The 15830-nt window shown below is 72.7% G+C and carries 14 protein-coding genes and 1 pseudogene; 10 read left to right on the top strand and 5 right to left on the bottom strand.

The window, feature by feature from the left end:
* The 3 genes and pseudogenes from AB0K09_RS03880 to AB0K09_RS03870 form a co-directional block, all read left to right on the top strand.
* Positions 1–182, top strand: a pseudogene (locus tag AB0K09_RS03880) (RNA 2',3'-cyclic phosphodiesterase); the annotation flags it as partial.
* A gap of 252 nt (positions 183–434) precedes the next feature.
* Complete coding sequence (locus tag AB0K09_RS03875) at positions 435–1025, top strand: TetR/AcrR family transcriptional regulator (protein ID WP_366063646.1); 591 nt, start codon at positions 435–437, stop codon at positions 1023–1025.
* Between the two features lie 42 nt (positions 1026–1067).
* Positions 1068–1661 (top strand): DUF4865 family protein, encoded by a 594-nt coding sequence (locus AB0K09_RS03870; RefSeq protein WP_366063645.1) that lies wholly within the window; start codon positions 1068–1070, stop codon positions 1659–1661.
* A 36-nt stretch (positions 1662–1697) separates the two neighbouring features.
* On the opposite strand, the gene AB0K09_RS03865 is transcribed toward AB0K09_RS03870, so the two are convergent.
* Both AB0K09_RS03865 and AB0K09_RS03860 read right to left on the bottom strand, forming a co-directional pair.
* Complete coding sequence (locus AB0K09_RS03865; RefSeq protein WP_366063644.1) at positions 1698–2672, bottom strand: aldo/keto reductase; 975 nt, start codon at positions 2670–2672, stop codon at positions 1698–1700.
* 45 nt (positions 2673–2717) lie between these two features.
* Entirely contained in the window at positions 2718–3221 is a 504-nt protein-coding gene (locus tag AB0K09_RS03860; RefSeq protein ID WP_366063643.1) for a TIGR03668 family PPOX class F420-dependent oxidoreductase, read from the bottom strand.
* A gap of 73 nt (positions 3222–3294) precedes the next feature.
* Between AB0K09_RS03860 and AB0K09_RS03855 the strand changes: the two genes are divergently transcribed.
* A complete protein-coding gene (locus AB0K09_RS03855; protein WP_366063642.1) occupies positions 3295–3699 on the top strand; it encodes a PPOX class F420-dependent oxidoreductase in 405 nt (134 codons plus the stop codon).
* Here the strand turns inward: AB0K09_RS03855 and AB0K09_RS03850 are convergent.
* Positions 3696–4154, bottom strand: coding sequence for an ester cyclase (locus AB0K09_RS03850; protein WP_366063641.1), 459 nt, complete (start codon positions 4152–4154; stop codon positions 3696–3698). The two genes, AB0K09_RS03855 and AB0K09_RS03850, sit on opposite strands and share 4 nt — an antisense overlap.
* Before the next feature lie 100 nt (positions 4155–4254).
* Here AB0K09_RS03850 and AB0K09_RS03845 point away from each other — a divergent pair, with 100 nt between their 5' ends.
* Positions 4255–5043 carry a TetR/AcrR family transcriptional regulator C-terminal domain-containing protein gene (locus AB0K09_RS03845; protein ID WP_366063640.1) on the top strand — a complete coding sequence of 263 codons (789 nt, stop codon included), beginning with the start codon at positions 4255–4257 and terminating at the stop codon, positions 5041–5043.
* Positions 5044–5052: 9 nt separating this feature from the next.
* Positions 5053–6114, top strand: a complete 1062-nt coding sequence (locus AB0K09_RS03840) for a hypothetical protein (protein ID WP_366063639.1) — start codon at positions 5053–5055, stop codon at positions 6112–6114.
* A gap of 88 nt (positions 6115–6202) precedes the next feature.
* On the opposite strand, the gene AB0K09_RS03835 is transcribed toward AB0K09_RS03840, so the two are convergent.
* On the bottom strand, positions 6203–6928 hold the full coding sequence (locus tag AB0K09_RS03835; protein WP_366063638.1) for an amino acid racemase: 726 nt from the start codon (positions 6926–6928) through the stop codon (positions 6203–6205).
* Positions 6929–7152: 224 nt separating this feature from the next.
* Here AB0K09_RS03835 and AB0K09_RS03830 point away from each other — a divergent pair, with 224 nt between their 5' ends.
* A complete protein-coding gene (locus AB0K09_RS03830; RefSeq protein ID WP_366063637.1) occupies positions 7153–8274 on the top strand; it encodes an amidase domain-containing protein in 1122 nt (373 codons plus the stop codon).
* A 129-nt stretch (positions 8275–8403) separates the two neighbouring features.
* Here AB0K09_RS03830 and serC read toward each other — a convergent pair whose 3' ends face one another.
* Positions 8404–9522, bottom strand: a complete 1119-nt coding sequence (gene serC / locus AB0K09_RS03825) for a phosphoserine transaminase (RefSeq protein WP_366063636.1) — start codon at positions 9520–9522, stop codon at positions 8404–8406.
* An 80-nt stretch (positions 9523–9602) separates the two neighbouring features.
* Here serC and AB0K09_RS03820 point away from each other — a divergent pair, with 80 nt between their 5' ends.
* The 3 genes from AB0K09_RS03820 to AB0K09_RS03810 all read left to right on the top strand — a co-directional run bounded on the left by AB0K09_RS03820 (position 9603) and on the right by AB0K09_RS03810 (position 15823).
* Positions 9603–12425 (top strand): FAD-binding and (Fe-S)-binding domain-containing protein, encoded by a 2823-nt coding sequence (locus AB0K09_RS03820; protein WP_366063635.1) that lies wholly within the window; start codon positions 9603–9605, stop codon positions 12423–12425.
* Positions 12426–12521: 96 nt separating this feature from the next.
* Entirely contained in the window at positions 12522–14234 is a 1713-nt protein-coding gene (locus AB0K09_RS03815; protein WP_366063634.1) for an acyclic terpene utilization AtuA family protein, read from the top strand.
* On the top strand, positions 14231–15823 hold the full coding sequence (locus tag AB0K09_RS03810; RefSeq protein ID WP_366063633.1) for a carboxyl transferase domain-containing protein: 1593 nt from the start codon (positions 14231–14233) through the stop codon (positions 15821–15823). Before AB0K09_RS03815 ends, AB0K09_RS03810 begins: the two co-directional genes overlap by 4 nt.
* Positions 15824–15830 lie beyond the last annotated feature (7 nt).

Raw genomic sequence — 15830 nt, 5'->3', positions numbered from 1 at the left:
CCACCGGCCGCATGAACCTCAAGCCCTACGCGGCGCAGCTCGCCGGCTTCCAGGGCCGCTGGTGGCGGGCGGAACACCTGGAACTCGTCCGCAGCCGGCTGCCCGTCTCCGGCGTCGCCGGCGAGCGACCGCGGTACGAGACGGTGGCGGCCTGGCCCCTGGGGGCTGCGCCGGACGACTGAACGCCGAAGAGGCCGGTTACGCTCAAGGGGTGGACCCCAAGACCCGAAACCGCATCATGACCGGTGCACTCGCCGTGCTGCTCGTCGTCGTCGCCGTGGTGTCGGCCCTGAAGTAGACCCTTGAGACGGAATCCCAGGGGCCCGAGGCGGCCTCCCGGGGCGGCGTAGCCCCTGGGGCGCCGGAAGCCCCCCCGCCCGTCATTCCTCGGCTCCCGTGGAGTGGGGCCTCGTGGCCCTTCTGTACCTACTGGTATGTACACTGTGATCATGAGCAGCCACACCGCCGACCGACTCATCGAAAGCACCCGCGTCCTCCTGTGGGAACGCGGCTATGTCGGCACCAGCCCCAAGGCCATCCAGCAGCACGCCGGGGCCGGGCAGGGCAGCATGTACCACCACTTCTCCGGCAAGCCCGATCTCGCGCTCGCGGCGATCCGCCGCACCGCCGACGAGATGCGCGCCAAGGCGGAGGCACAGTTCACGGCCCCCGGCACGGCCGTCGAGCGCATCGCCGCGTATCTGCGCCGCGAGCGGGACGTCCTCAAGGGCTGCCCGATCGGCCGGCTGACCCAGGACCCGGACATCATGGCCGACCCCGTGCTGCGCGCCCCCGTCGAGGAGACCTTCGCCTGGCTGCGCGGCCGGCTCGCCGGGCTCCTGGCCGAGGGCCGCGAGCGCGGCGAACTGCCGGCCGGGCTGGACCCGGCCGGCACGGCGTCGACCGTGGTCGCTGTCCTTCAGGGCGGCTACGTCCTGGCCCGCGCGGCCGGCTCGACCGAGCCGTTCGACCAGGCCGTCGACGGCGTTCTCGGCCTGCTCACCACCCACTCCACGGCCCGCTAGGGCCGTCCCGCGACTCCCGCACCGGAAGGCGGACGCACCGTCATGTACGCCAAGCAGTACGAGATCACCCTGCCCGCCGACTACGACATGGGCATCATCCGTAAGCGCGTCGCCGAGCGCGGGCACGTGCTCGACGACCGCGACGGGCTCGCCCTGAAGGCCTATCTGATCCGCGAGCAGGGCGTCGACGGCTCGCCGGTCAACCAGTACGCCCCCTTCTACCTGTGGCAGGACATCGGCCGGATGAGCGAGTTCCTGGTCGGCGGGGGCGGTTTCCAGGGCATCGTCCGCGACTTCGGCCGGCCGGCCGTGCACCACTGGGCCGGCATCGCCTCGGTGGCGGGACCGGCGCGATCGGCGGCACCCCGGGCGGCGACGCGGCACCTCACCGCGCTGCCGGCCACCGCCGACCTCACCGCCCTGGTCGAGGAGGCCCAGGCCGAGCTCGGCGAGCTGGCCGGCACCCCCGGCCTGCACACCGCCGCGCTGGCCGTCGATCCGCGTCACTGGCAGCTGCTGCGCTTCACGCTCTGGGAGCACGACGCCCCCGCCACGGACCCCGCCGTCGACCGCTACCAGGTGCTGCACCTGTCCGCGCCGCACCTGGCCGAACTGCCCGCCGGCCGGCACTGGTAGACCGTCCCGGCCGGCTCCCCGATCACCCCGCGGGGGTCACCAGGCGAAGGCCTCCGGCGCGGGCCCCGGCCCCGGGAAGATCTCGTCCAGCGAGGCCAGCAGCTCCTCCGGGAGCGTGAGCTCGACGGCCCGCAGCCCGGACTTCAGCTGCTCGACCGTGCGCGGCCCGACGATCGGCCCCGTCACGCCGGGCCGCGTCAGCAGCCAGGCCAGCGCCACCTCGCCGGGCGCCAGCCCGTGCTTGTCGACCAGGTCCTCGTAGGCCTGGATCTGCTGACGCATCTTCGTGTTCGCCAGCGCCTCCGCCGACCGCCCGCCCTCGGCGGCCCTGCGGATCGCCCCGCCGAGCAGCCCGCCCTGCAGCGGCGACCAGGGGATGACACCGAGCCCGTATGCCTCCGCGGCCGGGATGACCTCCATCTCGGCGCGGCGCTCGACCAGGTTGTACAGGCACTGCTCACTGACCAGCCCGTACGAACCGCGCCGGCGCGCCGTCTCGTTGGCCTGCGCGATGTGCCAGCCGGCGTGGTTGGACGACCCGACGTAGAGCACCTTGCCCTGCTGGACCAGGACGTCCATCGCCTGCCAGATCTCGTCCCACGGGGTGGCGCGGTCGACGTGGTGGAACTGGTAGAGGTCGATGTGGTCCGTGCCCAGCCGCTTCAGGCTGCCCTCCACGGAGCGGCGGATGTTCAGTGCCGAAAGGCGCGAGCGGTTGGGCCAGTTGTCGCCGTCGGGCGACATGCTGCCGTATCCCTTGGTGGCGAGGACGACCTTCTCCCGCCGTCCGCCGCCCTTCGCGAACCAGCTCCCGATGATCTTCTCGGTGCGTCCCTTGTTCTCCCCCCAGCCGTAGACGTTGGCGGTGTCGAAGAAGTTGACCCCCGCGTCGAGCGCGGCATCCATGATCTCGTGACTGTCCGCCTCCTCCGTCCGCGGGCCGAAGTTCATCGTCCCCAGGACGATCCGGCTGACCTTGAGTCCCGTGCGTCCGAGCTGCGTGTACTCCATGCCGCCCAAGCCAACGCCTTGGAGAGCGCTCGAAGCAAGGGTGACTCAGCGGGCGTCACCCGGTCCGCCCGGTCCACCCGGCCCGGCGAACGACCAGTCGCTCCAGCGTTCGACCTCGATGGCCACGACCGGACCCTGCGGAGGATCGGCCGCGTACTGCGGGTATTTCGCGCACAGCCGCTCGATCGCCGCGACGGACCGCGCGGGGTCGGAGCCGCGCAGGATCTCCGCCCGTCCGTCGGCCCGGGCCCACCACAGGGTGGCCCAGTCGTCGGCGTAGTGGTCGACCAGGAGTGAGACCCAGGGGTTCGCCTCGATGTTCCGCAGGCGCCGCAGGCTCTGCGGGTGGTGCGCGCCCCGGGGCTCCTGCTCCTGGTGGGGCTCCCGGTGGCGCTTCGGCTTGCGGTCGACGGCGAAGTACAGGGCGTCCCCGTCCAGGACGAACGTGACGGGCACCAGATGCGGCCGGCCCGCCGCGTCGGCCGTGGCCAGGCGGGCGACCGCGGACGAGGCGAAGCGCGCGCGGGCCCGTGCGGTTGCCGGATCCATCGCCCGACCGTACCGCCGGTGCGTGGCGCCCGAGGTCTGGCGCGGCCGGGATCCCGGCCGCAAGATGGTGACCATGACCGAGACGGCCGCGGCCGGCCTGGCGCCCTACGTCCGGCAGCGGACGATCCTGCTGACCTCCTACCGACGCGACGGCACGCCCGTGGGTACGCCGGTGAACATCGCGGTCGACGGCGACCGCGCCTATATCCGCACCTTCGGCACGGCGTGGAAGGCGAAGCGGATGCGGAACAACCCCGAGGTGGAGATCCGCCCTTCGACCGTCCGGGGTGTTCCCACCGGCCCGCCGTGCCGTGCCCGGGCACGGCTGCTCGCGCGCGGCGGCGAGGAGGACCGGCGTGCGGCCGAGTGCCTCGCCCGTAAGCACCCGCTGCTGCACGGAGTGCTGGCGCCCCTGATGCACCGCCTGAGGCGGGAGCGCACCCTGCACTACGAACTGCGGCTCCTCCCCGAGGGCTAGTCCACCGTCGGCCAGTCCCAGCCGAGCTGCAGGAACATGCCGAGGCGGTCGCTGACGGCCCGTATTTCGGAGATCCGGCCGTCGGCCAGGGTGAGCATCCAGATCTGCTCCACCTCGAAGGGGCGGTGCGTCGGCACCGGCATCCGGGGGTGCGAGCCGGTGTTCTTGCCGCTGACGGTCAGGCGGACCACCACGGTGTCCCCCTCGGCCACGCACTGCCGCAGCTCCAGCCGGAGTTCGCCGAACGCTTCCAGCTGCTGCCGGAAGCCGTCGAACGCCGCGCCGGGCTCGTCCGGCTCACCGTGAATGATCTTGTTGTGGTCGATGACGTCCGGCGCCACGTAGCGCGGCAGGTCGGACAGCCGGCGCTCGTTCAGCGCCAGGAGGAAGCCCTCCACGACCTGCTTGTTGTCCTGGATGCCGCTCCGGAGCCCGGCCTGCTGTGACTGCGCCATGTCTCTTCCCCCTGCTGATTCTTACGTTGTAAGTGTCCCGGCTCATTCAGGATGGACTTACGATGTAAGAAAGTCAATCCCCGATCCGGAGGAGAGGGCCTTGGCGAGCCCGAAGAGCCCGAAGGACCTGAAGAACCCGAAGGCCCCGAAGAGGGCGCGCGGTGAGCGCGCCGGTCTGACGCGGGAGCAGGTGCTCGACGCCGCGCTCGCCCTCGTCGACCGCGAAGGGGTCAGGGCCCTGACGATGCGCCGCCTCGGCACCGAGCTCGACGTCGAGGCCATGACGCTCTATCACTACGTCTCCAGCAAGGACGCCCTCCTCGACGGCCTGGTCGAGCGGGTGTTCGCTCAGGCGCTCCCCTTCGCCTACGCGGGCTACGAGCACGGGCACCGGCGCGGGCCCGGCCACGACCCCGGCCGTGCCCCGGGCCACGCCCCGGGCCACGACCCCGGTGCCGACTGGCGCGAGATGCTCCGTACCTACGCCGACACCCTGCGTGCGACGCTCCTGCGCCACCCCGGCGTGCTTCCCCTGGCCACCACCCGGACCGCCGTCACACCGGCAACCCTGGACGCGGTCGAGCGCGGGCTGGCCGCGCTCACGGCGGCCGGATTCCCGCTGGGCACCGCCATCGACGCGCTCAACACCCTCTCGGTCTTCGTGGTGGGACACGCGGCGGCCGAAGCCGGTCACGCGGCGGGGAACGGCGGGGCGCCGGCCTCCAGGCCCGGCTCGCCCGCCTGGCCGGCCGAGCTGGACACCACGCGGTATCCGCTGGTCGCCGAGGCCGCCCGCACCGGGGCGGGGACGGACGACGAGGCGCGGTTCCGCTTCGGGGTTGGTGCGTTGCTGGCCGGGTTCGGCCGGCAGGTGGACGCCGCCTCGTAGCCTGGGGACATGCGCCTGAGCCTGCCCGCAGCCGGAACCACCGCACTGGCCCTGCTGCTGACCGCCGTCGTGCCCGCCGTACCCGCCTCGGCCGACGGCGGTACCGGTGGTGACGGCGGCGACGGGACCCCGTCCGCCTTCACCATCGAGGACTCCCGCATCAAGGAGTCCAGCGGCCTCGCCGCCAGCCGTGCGTACCCGGGCGTCTACTGGACGCACAACGACAGCGGTGACGGTCCGTACGTCTTCGCTGTGGACGGCCGCACCGGCCGGACGCTCGCCCGCGTCACCCTCGACGGCGTGAACACCCGGGACGCCGAGGCCATCTCCCTCGGTCCGGACGGGAATCTCTACCTCGGCGACATCGGCGACAACCTCGGCGGCAGCTGGCCCGAGGTGTGGATCTACCGCTTCCCGGAGCCCAAGGAGCTCAAGGACACCACCGTCACCCCCGTCCGCTACACCGTCCGTTACGACGACGGTCCGCGCGACGCCGAATCGCTGATGGTGCACCCGAAGACCGGCAGGGTCTACATCGTCAGCAAGAAGCGCTCCGGCAAGGGCGCCCTCTACGAGGCCCCCGAGCAGCTGTCCGCCTCCGGTGTGAACACCTTCCGCCGGGTCGCCGACATCAACGTGTGGGCCACCGACGGCGCGTTCTCCCCGGACGGCACGCGCCTGGTCGTCCGGGGCTACTTCGAGGCCCGCGAGTACCGCTGGCAGAACGGCCGCCCGCAGGAGATCGGCCGCCCCGAGGTGCCGCTGCAACGGCAGGGCGAGTCGGTGACCTTCACGCCCGACGGGCGCACGCTGATGTACGGCTCGGAGGGCGCCCGCAGCCGTGTCGTTCCCATCGGGCTGACCGGCGACCTGCTGCCGGACAACGCGGCGAACCGGACGGCCGACGGCTCGAAGAACGGAACGGGCCGCAGCGACGCACAGGCCGAGGACGGCGGGGACGGCCACGCGAACACCACCCTGGCCGTCGGCGCCGGCACACTCGCACTCGGGCTCGGGCTGGTCCTCGTCCTGCGCCGCGTCCTGCGCCGGCGCCCGCAGGCGGAGAAGTAGGCGGAGAAATAGGCAGAGAGGCAAGCGGGGAAGCAGGCGGCGAAGCAGGCGGAGAACCAGCGCGTTTCCGGCGATCCGCCGCCCAGGCCTACCGCACAGGCCCCCCGCGCCACTCCGGCAGTGGCGCGCGGCCCATCGCGACATCGAGCGCGGCGTGCGCGAGCAGCCGTGTGGAGTCCAGGACGGGCAGCGGCGAGGCGTCGGGAGTCAGCAGCAACGGAATCTCCGTGCACACCAGGGCCACCGCGTCGCAGCCCCGGGCGGCCAGGCGCTCCACGACGCGGACGTACGCGCGCCGCGACGCGTCGCTGAACACGCCGTTCAGCAGCTCCTGGAAGATGACGTCGTGGACGAGTTTCCGGTCCTCCGCCTCCGGCACCTCGGCGGCGATTCCCCGGGCGGCCAAGGCCTCCGGATAGAGCCGGCCTTCCATCGTGTACCGCGTGCCGAGCACGCCGACGCGCGTGCGGCCGTCGCGGACGGCACGCCCGGCGACCACTTCGGCGATGTGCAGACCGGGCAGGGCGAGGTCCGGCCCGGGCAGTTCGAGCGCCATGTGCGCGGTGTTGTCCGGGCAGACGAAGAAATCGGCCCCCGCGCCGACCAGCCGCCGCGCGCTCTCGGCGAGCGTGGGACGGACCGCGGCGTATTGTCCGGCGTCCCAGGCCGGCATGGAGCGGGCCGTCGCGATCAAGTCCAGCGTCACGTCGGGATGGTCGTACGGGCCCAGTTCGGCTGATCCGGCCGAACAGAAGGTGCGGAAGCACAGCGCGGCGCCCTCCGCGCTGTGCGCCAGTATGCCGAGGTGTCGCATGCTTCCTCCCGCTGGTTCGTGTTCGGACCTGTCGGAATTCTTCTCACGGTGGTGAGTAGGCGGCAACGGCGATCCCAGGCGTGGTTGATCCGGTCTCAAACGATCCTCACAGGTCAGCCGAGTTCGTGTTCGATGTGTAATCCGATCACACATTCACCTAAACAGCTGTTCGTGCGAAGATTCCGCTCCCGGTTCGCTCGGACCGGGTGACAAGGGGAAAGTTCGTGAAGAAAACGTTGATCACGGCTGCCGTCGGCGTCGCCGCCGCAGCAGTCGCGTCGGCCGTGCTGCTGCCCTCCGGCGCGGACGCGGCGGAGGTCCACAACGCGGACAGAGCGACGGCCGAAGCCTTCGGCCACATAGCCGACTCGGTGCTGAACCAGCGCACGGCCGCGCTGGTGGACAGCCCGTCCGCGCAGCAGACGGCACCGCTGCACGACAAGAAGGTGCGCCTCTCCTCCGGCCTGGAGCGGACCGAGGGCAACGCCCTGTCCTCGCTGAAGGCACGCAAGAAGCGGCTCAACGCCCTCGGCGAGGCCTACAGCTCCGCCAGCACGAAGGTCAGCACCGACAAGGCCGTCATCAAGGGCGGCCGCGCCACGGTCGAGGTCACCGAGACCACGACCCTCACGTACAAGAAGGTCCACGGCGACGAGCCGAGCACGACCGGCTTCCAGGCCCACCACGAGCTGACCTTCAGCCGTGGCTCGGGCGGCAAGTGGGAGCTGAAGAGCATCAAGGACAAGGACAACGGCCTCCCGGCGATCAACCAGCCGGAGGTCGCGGCGGTGGCGAGCACGGGGTCCTTCCCCAAGGCTACGCCCGCCGGCACGTCCTGGCCGGCCCGTCCGGCGCCGAAGACGCAGAAGGCCGGCGGCTACGACTACCAGGCCATGGCCGCGTACGCCGAGCGCTACTGGAACCGCTACAACCCCGCCTACCGGTCGTTCAACAGCGCCGGCGGCGACTGCACCAACTTCATCAGCCAGTCCCTGAAGGCGGGCGGCTGGAAGGACGCGCCCGGCTCGGAGGAGGACTACCAGAAGTGGTGGTACAACTCCTCGAGCCAGTCCACGACCTGGGTCGGGGCCAACGAATGGTCCTGGTACGCGCTGTCCTCGAAGCGCGTGACCAACCTGTCCAACGTCTTCCAGATGGACGTCGGCGACATCCTGCAGATGGACTTCGACCGTGACGGCTCGAAGGACCACTCCATGATCGTCACCTACCGGAGCCGGATCGGCGTCCCGTACGTGACGTACCACTCCACGAACACGTACCGGAAGTCGGTGGCGAGCCTCGTGGCGTCGTACCCGAACGCGACCTTCTTCGCGTACCGCACCTGATGACGCGGTGGGCCCGGCCGCTTCCCGGCCGGGCCCACCCCGAAACGCCCGGACGCCGGGGCCTGCCCGGCGGCCGGGCGAAGGCGCCGGTCACGGTGGACGCGGATGCCGCCGGACGGACCCCGAGCCTCAGAGCCGCTCGATGACGTAGTCCACGCAGGCCGTCAGCGCCTCGACGTCCGCCGGGTCGATCGCCGGGAACATCGCCACGCGCAGCTGGTTGCGGCCCAGCTTGCGGTACGGGTCCGTGTCGACGATGCCGTTGGCCCGCAGGGCCTTGGCCACCGCGGCCGCATCCACCTCGTCGGCGAAGTCGATCGTGCCGATGACCTGCGAGCGCTTGGCCGGGTCCGCCACGAAGGGCGTCGCGTACTTCGACGCCTCGGCCCAGCCGTAGAGCGTGCGGGCGGAGGCCGCCGTGCGGCGGACCGCCCAGTCCAGACCGCCCTGGCCGTTGAGCCACTCCAGCTGCTCGTTCAGCAGGAAGAGCGTGGTCAGCGCAGGGGTGTTGTACGTCTGGTTCTTGAGGGAGTTGTCGATCGCGGTCGGCAGCGAGAAGAACTCGGGGATGTGCCGGCCGGAGGCGTGCACGCGCGCGGCGCGCTCCAGCGCGGCCGGGGAGAAGGCCGCCAGCCACAGGCCGCCATCGGCGGCGAAGGACTTCTGGGGCGCGAAGTAGTAGACGTCGCTCTCGGTGATGTCCACGGGCAGGCCGCCCGCGCCCGACGTGGCGTCCACCAGGACCAGCGCGCCCTCGTCGGCGCCCGGGACCCGCCGGACGGGGGCCGCGACACCGGTCGAGGTCTCGTTGTGGGTGAGGGCGTAGACGTCGACCCCCGCCTCGGCGCGCGGCTCCGGGTGAGTGCCCGGCTCGGAGGAGATCACGCTCGGCTCCTCCAGCCACGGCGCGAGCTTCGCCGCCTTGGCGAACTTCGAGGAGAACTCGCCGAACGACAGGTGCTGCGACTTCGACTCGATCAACCCGTGGGTGGCGATGTCCCAGAACGCGGTCGACCCGCCGTTCCCGAGGATCACCTCGTACCCCTCGGGCAGGGAGAAGAGCGAGCGGATGCCCTCCCGGACCCGGCCGACCAGGTTCTTCACCGGTGCCTGGCGGTGGGACGTGCCCAGCAGCGAGGAACCGGTGGCGGCCAGGGCGTCGAGCGCCTCCGTCCGTACCTTGGAGGGGCCGGCGCCGAAGCGACCGTCCGAGGGCTTGATGTCAGCGGGGATCTGGATCTCGGCCACGGGCGCAGCCTAGTGCCTGCGGACGCCCCGTGGCCTGTGATTTCAGTCGGTGAGACGTTCCGTCGGCGAGGATGGGCGCCATGGCTGACCACGGAGAACTCGCCCGTGAATTGCGGAAGGCCGTACGGGGAGAGGTCCTCTTCGACCCCGGCAGCCGCGCGCTGGCGACCATGGACGGATCGAACTACCGTCGTGTGCCGGCCGGGGTGGTCGCGCCCCGGGACGCCGACGACGTCGCGGCCGCCCTGGCCGTGTGCCGCGAGCACGGCGTGCCCGTCGTCGCGCGCGGCGGCGGTACGTCGGTCGCCGGGCAGGCGACCGGGGAGGGCGTCGTCCTCGACTTCACCCGCCACATGAACAGCGTCGTACGCATCGATCCGGACACCCGCACGGCCGTCGTCCGGCCCGGCGTCGTGCTCGACCGGCTGCGCGAGGCGGCGGCCCCGTACGGACTCACTTTCGGGCCCGATCCCGCGACCCACGGCCGCTGCACGCTCGGCGGCATGATCGGCAACAACTCGTGCGGCGCGCACTCCGTGGCGTGGGGCACCACCGCCGACAACGTCCACACCCTGGAGGTCCTCACCTACGGCGGCGAGCGCGCCCGCCTCGCGCGCGGCACGGACGGACTGCCGCCCCGTCTCGCCGCCGGCCTGCGCGCCCTCGTCACCGGCAACCTCGCGCTGCTGCGCACCGGCTGTCCGCGGGACCTGCCCCGGCGCATCTCCGGGTACGCGCTGGACGCGCTGCTGCCCGAGCACGGTATGGACGTGGCGCGCGCCTTCACCGGCAGCGAGGGCACGCTCGGCCTGCTGACCGAGGCGACCGTACGGCTCGTCGAACGGCCCGCCGCCCGTGCCCTGGCCGTCCTGGCCTACCCCGACGAGAGCACCGCGGCCGACGCCGCCCCTCTGCTGCTGCCCCACGGACCGCTGACCGTCGAGGGCATGGCCGCCGACCTGGTCACCGGAGCCGCCACCGCACTGCCCGAGGGCGCTGCCTGGCTGTTCGCCGAGACCGGCGGCGCGAGTGCCGAAGAGGCGGCCGCGCGGGCGAACGAACTGTGCCGCACAGCGGACGCCCACGCCCACACCGTCGTCACCGACCCGGCCGCGCAGCGCGCCCTGTGGCGCGTACGCGAGGACGCGGCCGGAACGGCCACCCGCATGCCGGACGGCGGCGAGGCGTGGCCCGGCTGGGAGGACTGCGCCGTCCCGCCCGTCCGGCTCGGCGCGTATCTGCGCGACTTCCGCGCCCTGCTCGCACAGTACGGCCTGCGCGGCACGCCGTACGGGCACTTCGGGGAGGGCTGCGTGCACGTACGGATCGACGTCGACCTGCTGACCGCCGACGGGGTGCGGCGCTACCGGGCGTTCTCCCGGGACGTGGCCGACCTGGTCGTCGCGCACGGCGGCTCGCTGTCCGGCGAGCACGGCGACGGCCAGGCGCGCGCCGAACTGCTGCCGCGCATGTACGGACCGGAGATGGTGCGGCTCTTCGAGCACGCCAAGGACCTGTGGGACCCGGCGGGCGGGCTGAACCCCGGCATGCTCGTCCGCCCGTACCGGCTCGACCAGAACCTCCGCTTCGCCGCGCTGCCGGCGGGGCCCGTGGACGTCGCGTTCGGCTACCCGGACGACGGCGGGGACTTCCGGGCGGCCGTACGACGCTGCGTGGGCGTCGCCAAGTGCCGTGAGACGACGGCCGGAACGGGCGTGATGTGCCCCTCCTACCGTGTCACCGCGGAGGAGCGGCATTCCACGCGCGGGCGGGCCCGCCTGCTGCACGAAATGCTCGCCGGGGAGGTCGTCACGGACGGCTGGCGTTCCGCGGAGGTGCGTGAGGCGCTGGACCTCTGCCTGTCGTGCAAGGGCTGCCGCAGCGACTGCCCGGTCGGTGTCGACATGGCCACCTACAAGGCGGAGTTCCTGCACCATCACTACGCGGGACGGTTGCGCCCCGCGTCCCACTACGCGATGGGCCGGCTGCCGCTGTGGCTGCGCGCGGCGGCCCCGGCGGCGCCCGCCCTGAACGCCCTGGCGCGCGTACCGCCCCTGGCGGCCCTGGCGAAACGCGCGGCGGGCATCGCGCCGGAGCGCGATCTGCCGGAGCTGGCGGAGGAGACATTTCTGCACTGGTGGCGTGGACGCCGGCGCCCGGCCCGGGCGGGTGCCGCGGAGACGGTCGTCCTGTGGCCCGACACGTTCACCAACCATCTCGCCCCCTCGGCGGGGCGCGCGGCCGTGACCGTCCTCGAAGCCGCCGGCCTGCATGTCGTCGTGCCGCCCGGACGGCCCTGCTGCGGCCTGACGTACGTCTCCACCGGCCAACTCGAAGCCGCCCGGCGGGTCATGGGCCGGACCCTCGACATCATGGCGCCGGCCCTCGCGGCCGGTCTGCCCGTCGTCGGCCTCGAACCGAGCTGTACAGCGGCTCTGCGTACCGACCTCCCGGAGCTGCTTCCGGGCGACCGGCGCGCGAGACAACTCGCGGCGTCCGTCCGCACCTTCGCGGACGTACTCGTCGAGCGGAACTGGCAGCCGCCGCGCATCGACCGTCCGGTGACCGGCCAGACGCACTGCCACCAGCACGCGGTTCTGGGAGACAGCGCGGAACGCCGCCTGCGCGAACAGGCATCGCTCCGTGGCGCGTTGAACGGCGGCTGCTGCGGCCTCGCGGGAAACTTCGGCTTCGAGCGTGGCCACTACGACGTGTCCGTCGCCTGCGCGGAGGAACAGCTCCTGCCGTCCCTGCGCGCCGCGCCGGCCGAAGCGGTCGTCCTCGCCGACGGCTTCTCCTGCCGCACCCAGATCGCCCAACTGGGCGGCGGCCGCCGGGCCCGGCACCTGGCCGAGGTGCTGGCCGACGCGCTCGGCGGCCGGCCGCCCGCACACCGGCCGTGAAGGGCGCGGACCGTCCCGCGGGAACCGCCGGCCGGGCGGCCGAAAATCATGCAAGCGTGCTTGCTTGTTTTCCGGCCCGCTGCCACCCTCCCGTCCATGTCCGTGCTCAGGATCGGCAACGCGTCCGGCTTCTACGGCGACCGCTTCGACGCCCTCAGGGAGATGCTCACCGGCGGCCCGCTCGACGTACTGACCGGGGACTACCTCGCCGAGCTCACCATGCTGATCCTCGGGCGGGACCGGCTGAAGGACCCCGAGGCCGGTTACGCGCGGACCTTCCTCGCGCAGCTGGAGGAGGGGCTGGGGCTGGCCGTCGACCGGGGCGTCAAACTCGTCGCCAACGCCGGCGGGCTCAACCCCGCGGGGCTCGCCGAACGGATCGCACAACTCGCCGGGCGGCTCGGCATCCCCGCGCGCGTCGCGCACGTCACCGGGGACGACGTGCTGCGCGAGCGCGACTGGGGTGCGGGGGTGCTGACCGCCAACGCCTACCTCGGCGGGGCCGGGATCGCGGAGTGCCTGAAGGCCGGAGCGGACGTCGTCGTCACCGGGCGGGTCACCGACGCGGCGCTCGTCAGCGGACCCGCCGCCGCGCACTTCGGCTGGACCGGGCAGGACCTCGACGCGCTCGCCGGGGCGGTCGTCGCCGGTCACGTACTGGAATGCGGCGCCCAGGCCACGGGCGGGAACTACGCCTTCTTCGGCGAGCACGACGTCCGCCGGCCCGGCTTCCCGCTGGCGGAGATCCACCCCGACGGCTCGGCCGTCATCACCAAGCACCCCGGCACCGGCGGCGCCGTCACCGTCTCCACCGTCACCGCACAGCTGCTCTACGAGACGGCGGGGGCGCGCTACTGCGGGCCCGACGTCACCGCCCGGCTCGACACCGTGCGGCTGACGCCCGACGGGCCGGACCGGGTGCGGATCTCGGGCGTGCGCGGAGAGACGCCGCCGCCCACCCTCAAGGTCGGGCTCACCCGGTCCGGAGGGTGGCGCAACGAGGTCGTCTTCGTGCTGACCGGACTGGACATCGAGGCCAAGGCGCGGCTCGTGCAGGCGCAGTTCGACGAGGTGCTGGCCGCGCGGCGGCCCGCCGAGGCCCGCTGGACCCTCGCCCGTACCGACCGGGCCGACGCGGCGGTGCAGGAGGAGGCGAGCGCGCTGCTGCGGCTCGTCGTACGGGACCGCGACCCGGAGGCCGTCGGCCGGGCCATCAGCGCCGCCGCCGTCGAGCTCGCCCTGGGCAGCTACCCGGGCTTCCACCTCACCGCCCCGCCCGGCAAGGGCACGGCCTACGGCGTCTTCGACACCGCCTACCTGCCGCGCGAGGCCGTCCGGCACGTGGCCGTCCTGCCGGACGGCACCCGGATGCCCGTCCTGCCGCCACAGCTGCGTCCCGCGCCGCGTGCCGCACCGGCCGACCGGCTGCCCGAACCGCTGCCGCCCGGCCCGACCCGGCGCGCACCGCTCGGGCTCGTCGCCGGTGCGCGCAGCGGCGACAAGGGCGGCAGTGCCAACGTCGGCGTCTGGGTGCGCGACGAGGACGCCTGGCGCTGGCTCGCGCACGAACTCACCGTCGAGAGGTTCCGGCAACTGCTGCCCGAGACCGCCGGCTTCGCCGTCGACCGGCACGTGCTGCCCCATCTGCGCGCCCTGAACTTCGTCGTCACCGGACTGCTCGGCGAGGGCGTCGCCTCCCAGGCCCGTTTCGACCCGCAGGCGAAGGCCGTCGGCGAGTGGCTGCGCGCCCGCCATCTGGAGATACCGGAGGAGCTGTTGAGGCGGGACAGGCGGGAGACGCGGCTGTGACCGTCCTGCGTTCCGCGCTCGACACGGCGAGCCCCGAATACGCCGCCCACCGGGCCGCCATGCTCGCCAAACTCGCGGAGATCGATGCCGAGCACGCCAAGGCGGTCGCCGGGGGCGGCGAGAAGTACGTCGCCCGGCACCGGGCGCGCGGCAAGCTCCTCGCCCGGGAGCGGATCGAACTGCTCCTCGACCCCGACACGCCGTTCCTCGAACTCTCGCCCCTCGCCGGCTGGGGAAGCGATCACGCGGTCGGCGCGTCGCTCGTCACCGGCATCGGCGTCGTCGAGGGCGTCCAGTGCCTCGTCACCGCCAACGACCCCACCGTGCGGGGCGGCGCCAGCAACCCCTGGACACTCAAGAAGTCGCTGCGGGCCAACGAGATCGCCCGCGCCAACCGGCTGCCGTGCGTCAGCCTCGTCGAGTCCGGCGGCGCCGACCTGCCGAGCCAGAAGGAGATCTTCATCCCGGGCGGCGCGCTCTTCCGGGACCTCACCCGGCTCTCCGCCGCCGGCATCCCGACCGTCGCCGTCGTCTTCGGCAACTCCACCGCCGGCGGCGCGTATGTCCCCGGCATGTCGGACCACGTCATCATGGTCAAGGAGCGCGCCAAGGTCTTCCTCGGCGGGCCGCCGCTCGTCCGCATGGCCACCGGGGAGATCAGCGACGACGAGTCGCTGGGCGGCGCGGAGATGCACGCCCGGACGTCCGGACTGGCCGACTACTTCGCCGTGGACGAGGCGGACGCGATCCGCCGGGCACGCCGCGTCGTCGCCCGGCTCAACTGGCCGTCCGTCGCGCTCGGCTCCGGGGACGCCCCGCTGTACGACGAGGACGAACTGCTGGGCGTCGTCCCCGCGGACCTGAAGGTCCCCTTCGATCCGCGCGAGGTCGTCGCCCGGATCGCCGACGGGTCCGACTTCGACGAGTTCAAGCCGCTCTACGGGCCCAGCCTCGTCACTGGCTGGGCGCGGCTGTTCGGCCGGCCGGTCGGCATCCTCGCGAACGCGCAGGGCGTGCTGTTCAGCCCCGAGTCCCAGAAGGCCGCGCAGTTCATCCAGCTCGCCAACCAGCGCGACATTCCGCTCGTCTTCCTGCACAACACCACGGGCTACATGGTCGGCCGCGACTTCGAGCAGGGCGGCATCATCAAGCACGGCGCGATGATGATCAATGCGGTGTCCAACTCCCGCGTCCCCCATCTGTCCGTCCTGATGGGCGCCTCCTACGGGGCCGGGCACTACGGCATGTGCGGACGGGCCTACGACCCGCGCTTCCTGTTCGCCTGGCCGAGCGCCAAGTCCGCCGTCATGGGCCCGCAGCAGCTGGCCGGCGTGCTGTCCCTCGTCGCCCGCGCGTCCGCCGAGGCGAAGGGACGGCCGTACGACGAGACGGCCGACGCGGAACTGCGCGCCCTGGTCGAGCGGCAGATCGAGGCGGAGTCGCTGCCGCTCTTCCTGTCCGGGCGGCTGTACGACGACGGCGTCATCGACCCGCGCGACACCCGCACCGTGCTCGGCCTGTGCCTGGCCGCGGTGCACGGAGCGCCCGTGGAGGGTGCGCGGGGCGGCTTCGGGGTCTTTCGGATGTGAGACGGGG

This window comes from Streptomyces sp. NPDC049577 (assembly GCF_040675635.1).
Lineage (GTDB): Bacteria > Actinomycetota > Actinomycetes > Streptomycetales > Streptomycetaceae > Streptomyces.
Note: the sequence above shows the minus strand (reverse complement) of the source record. Positions and strands in the feature narration are given on the sequence as shown.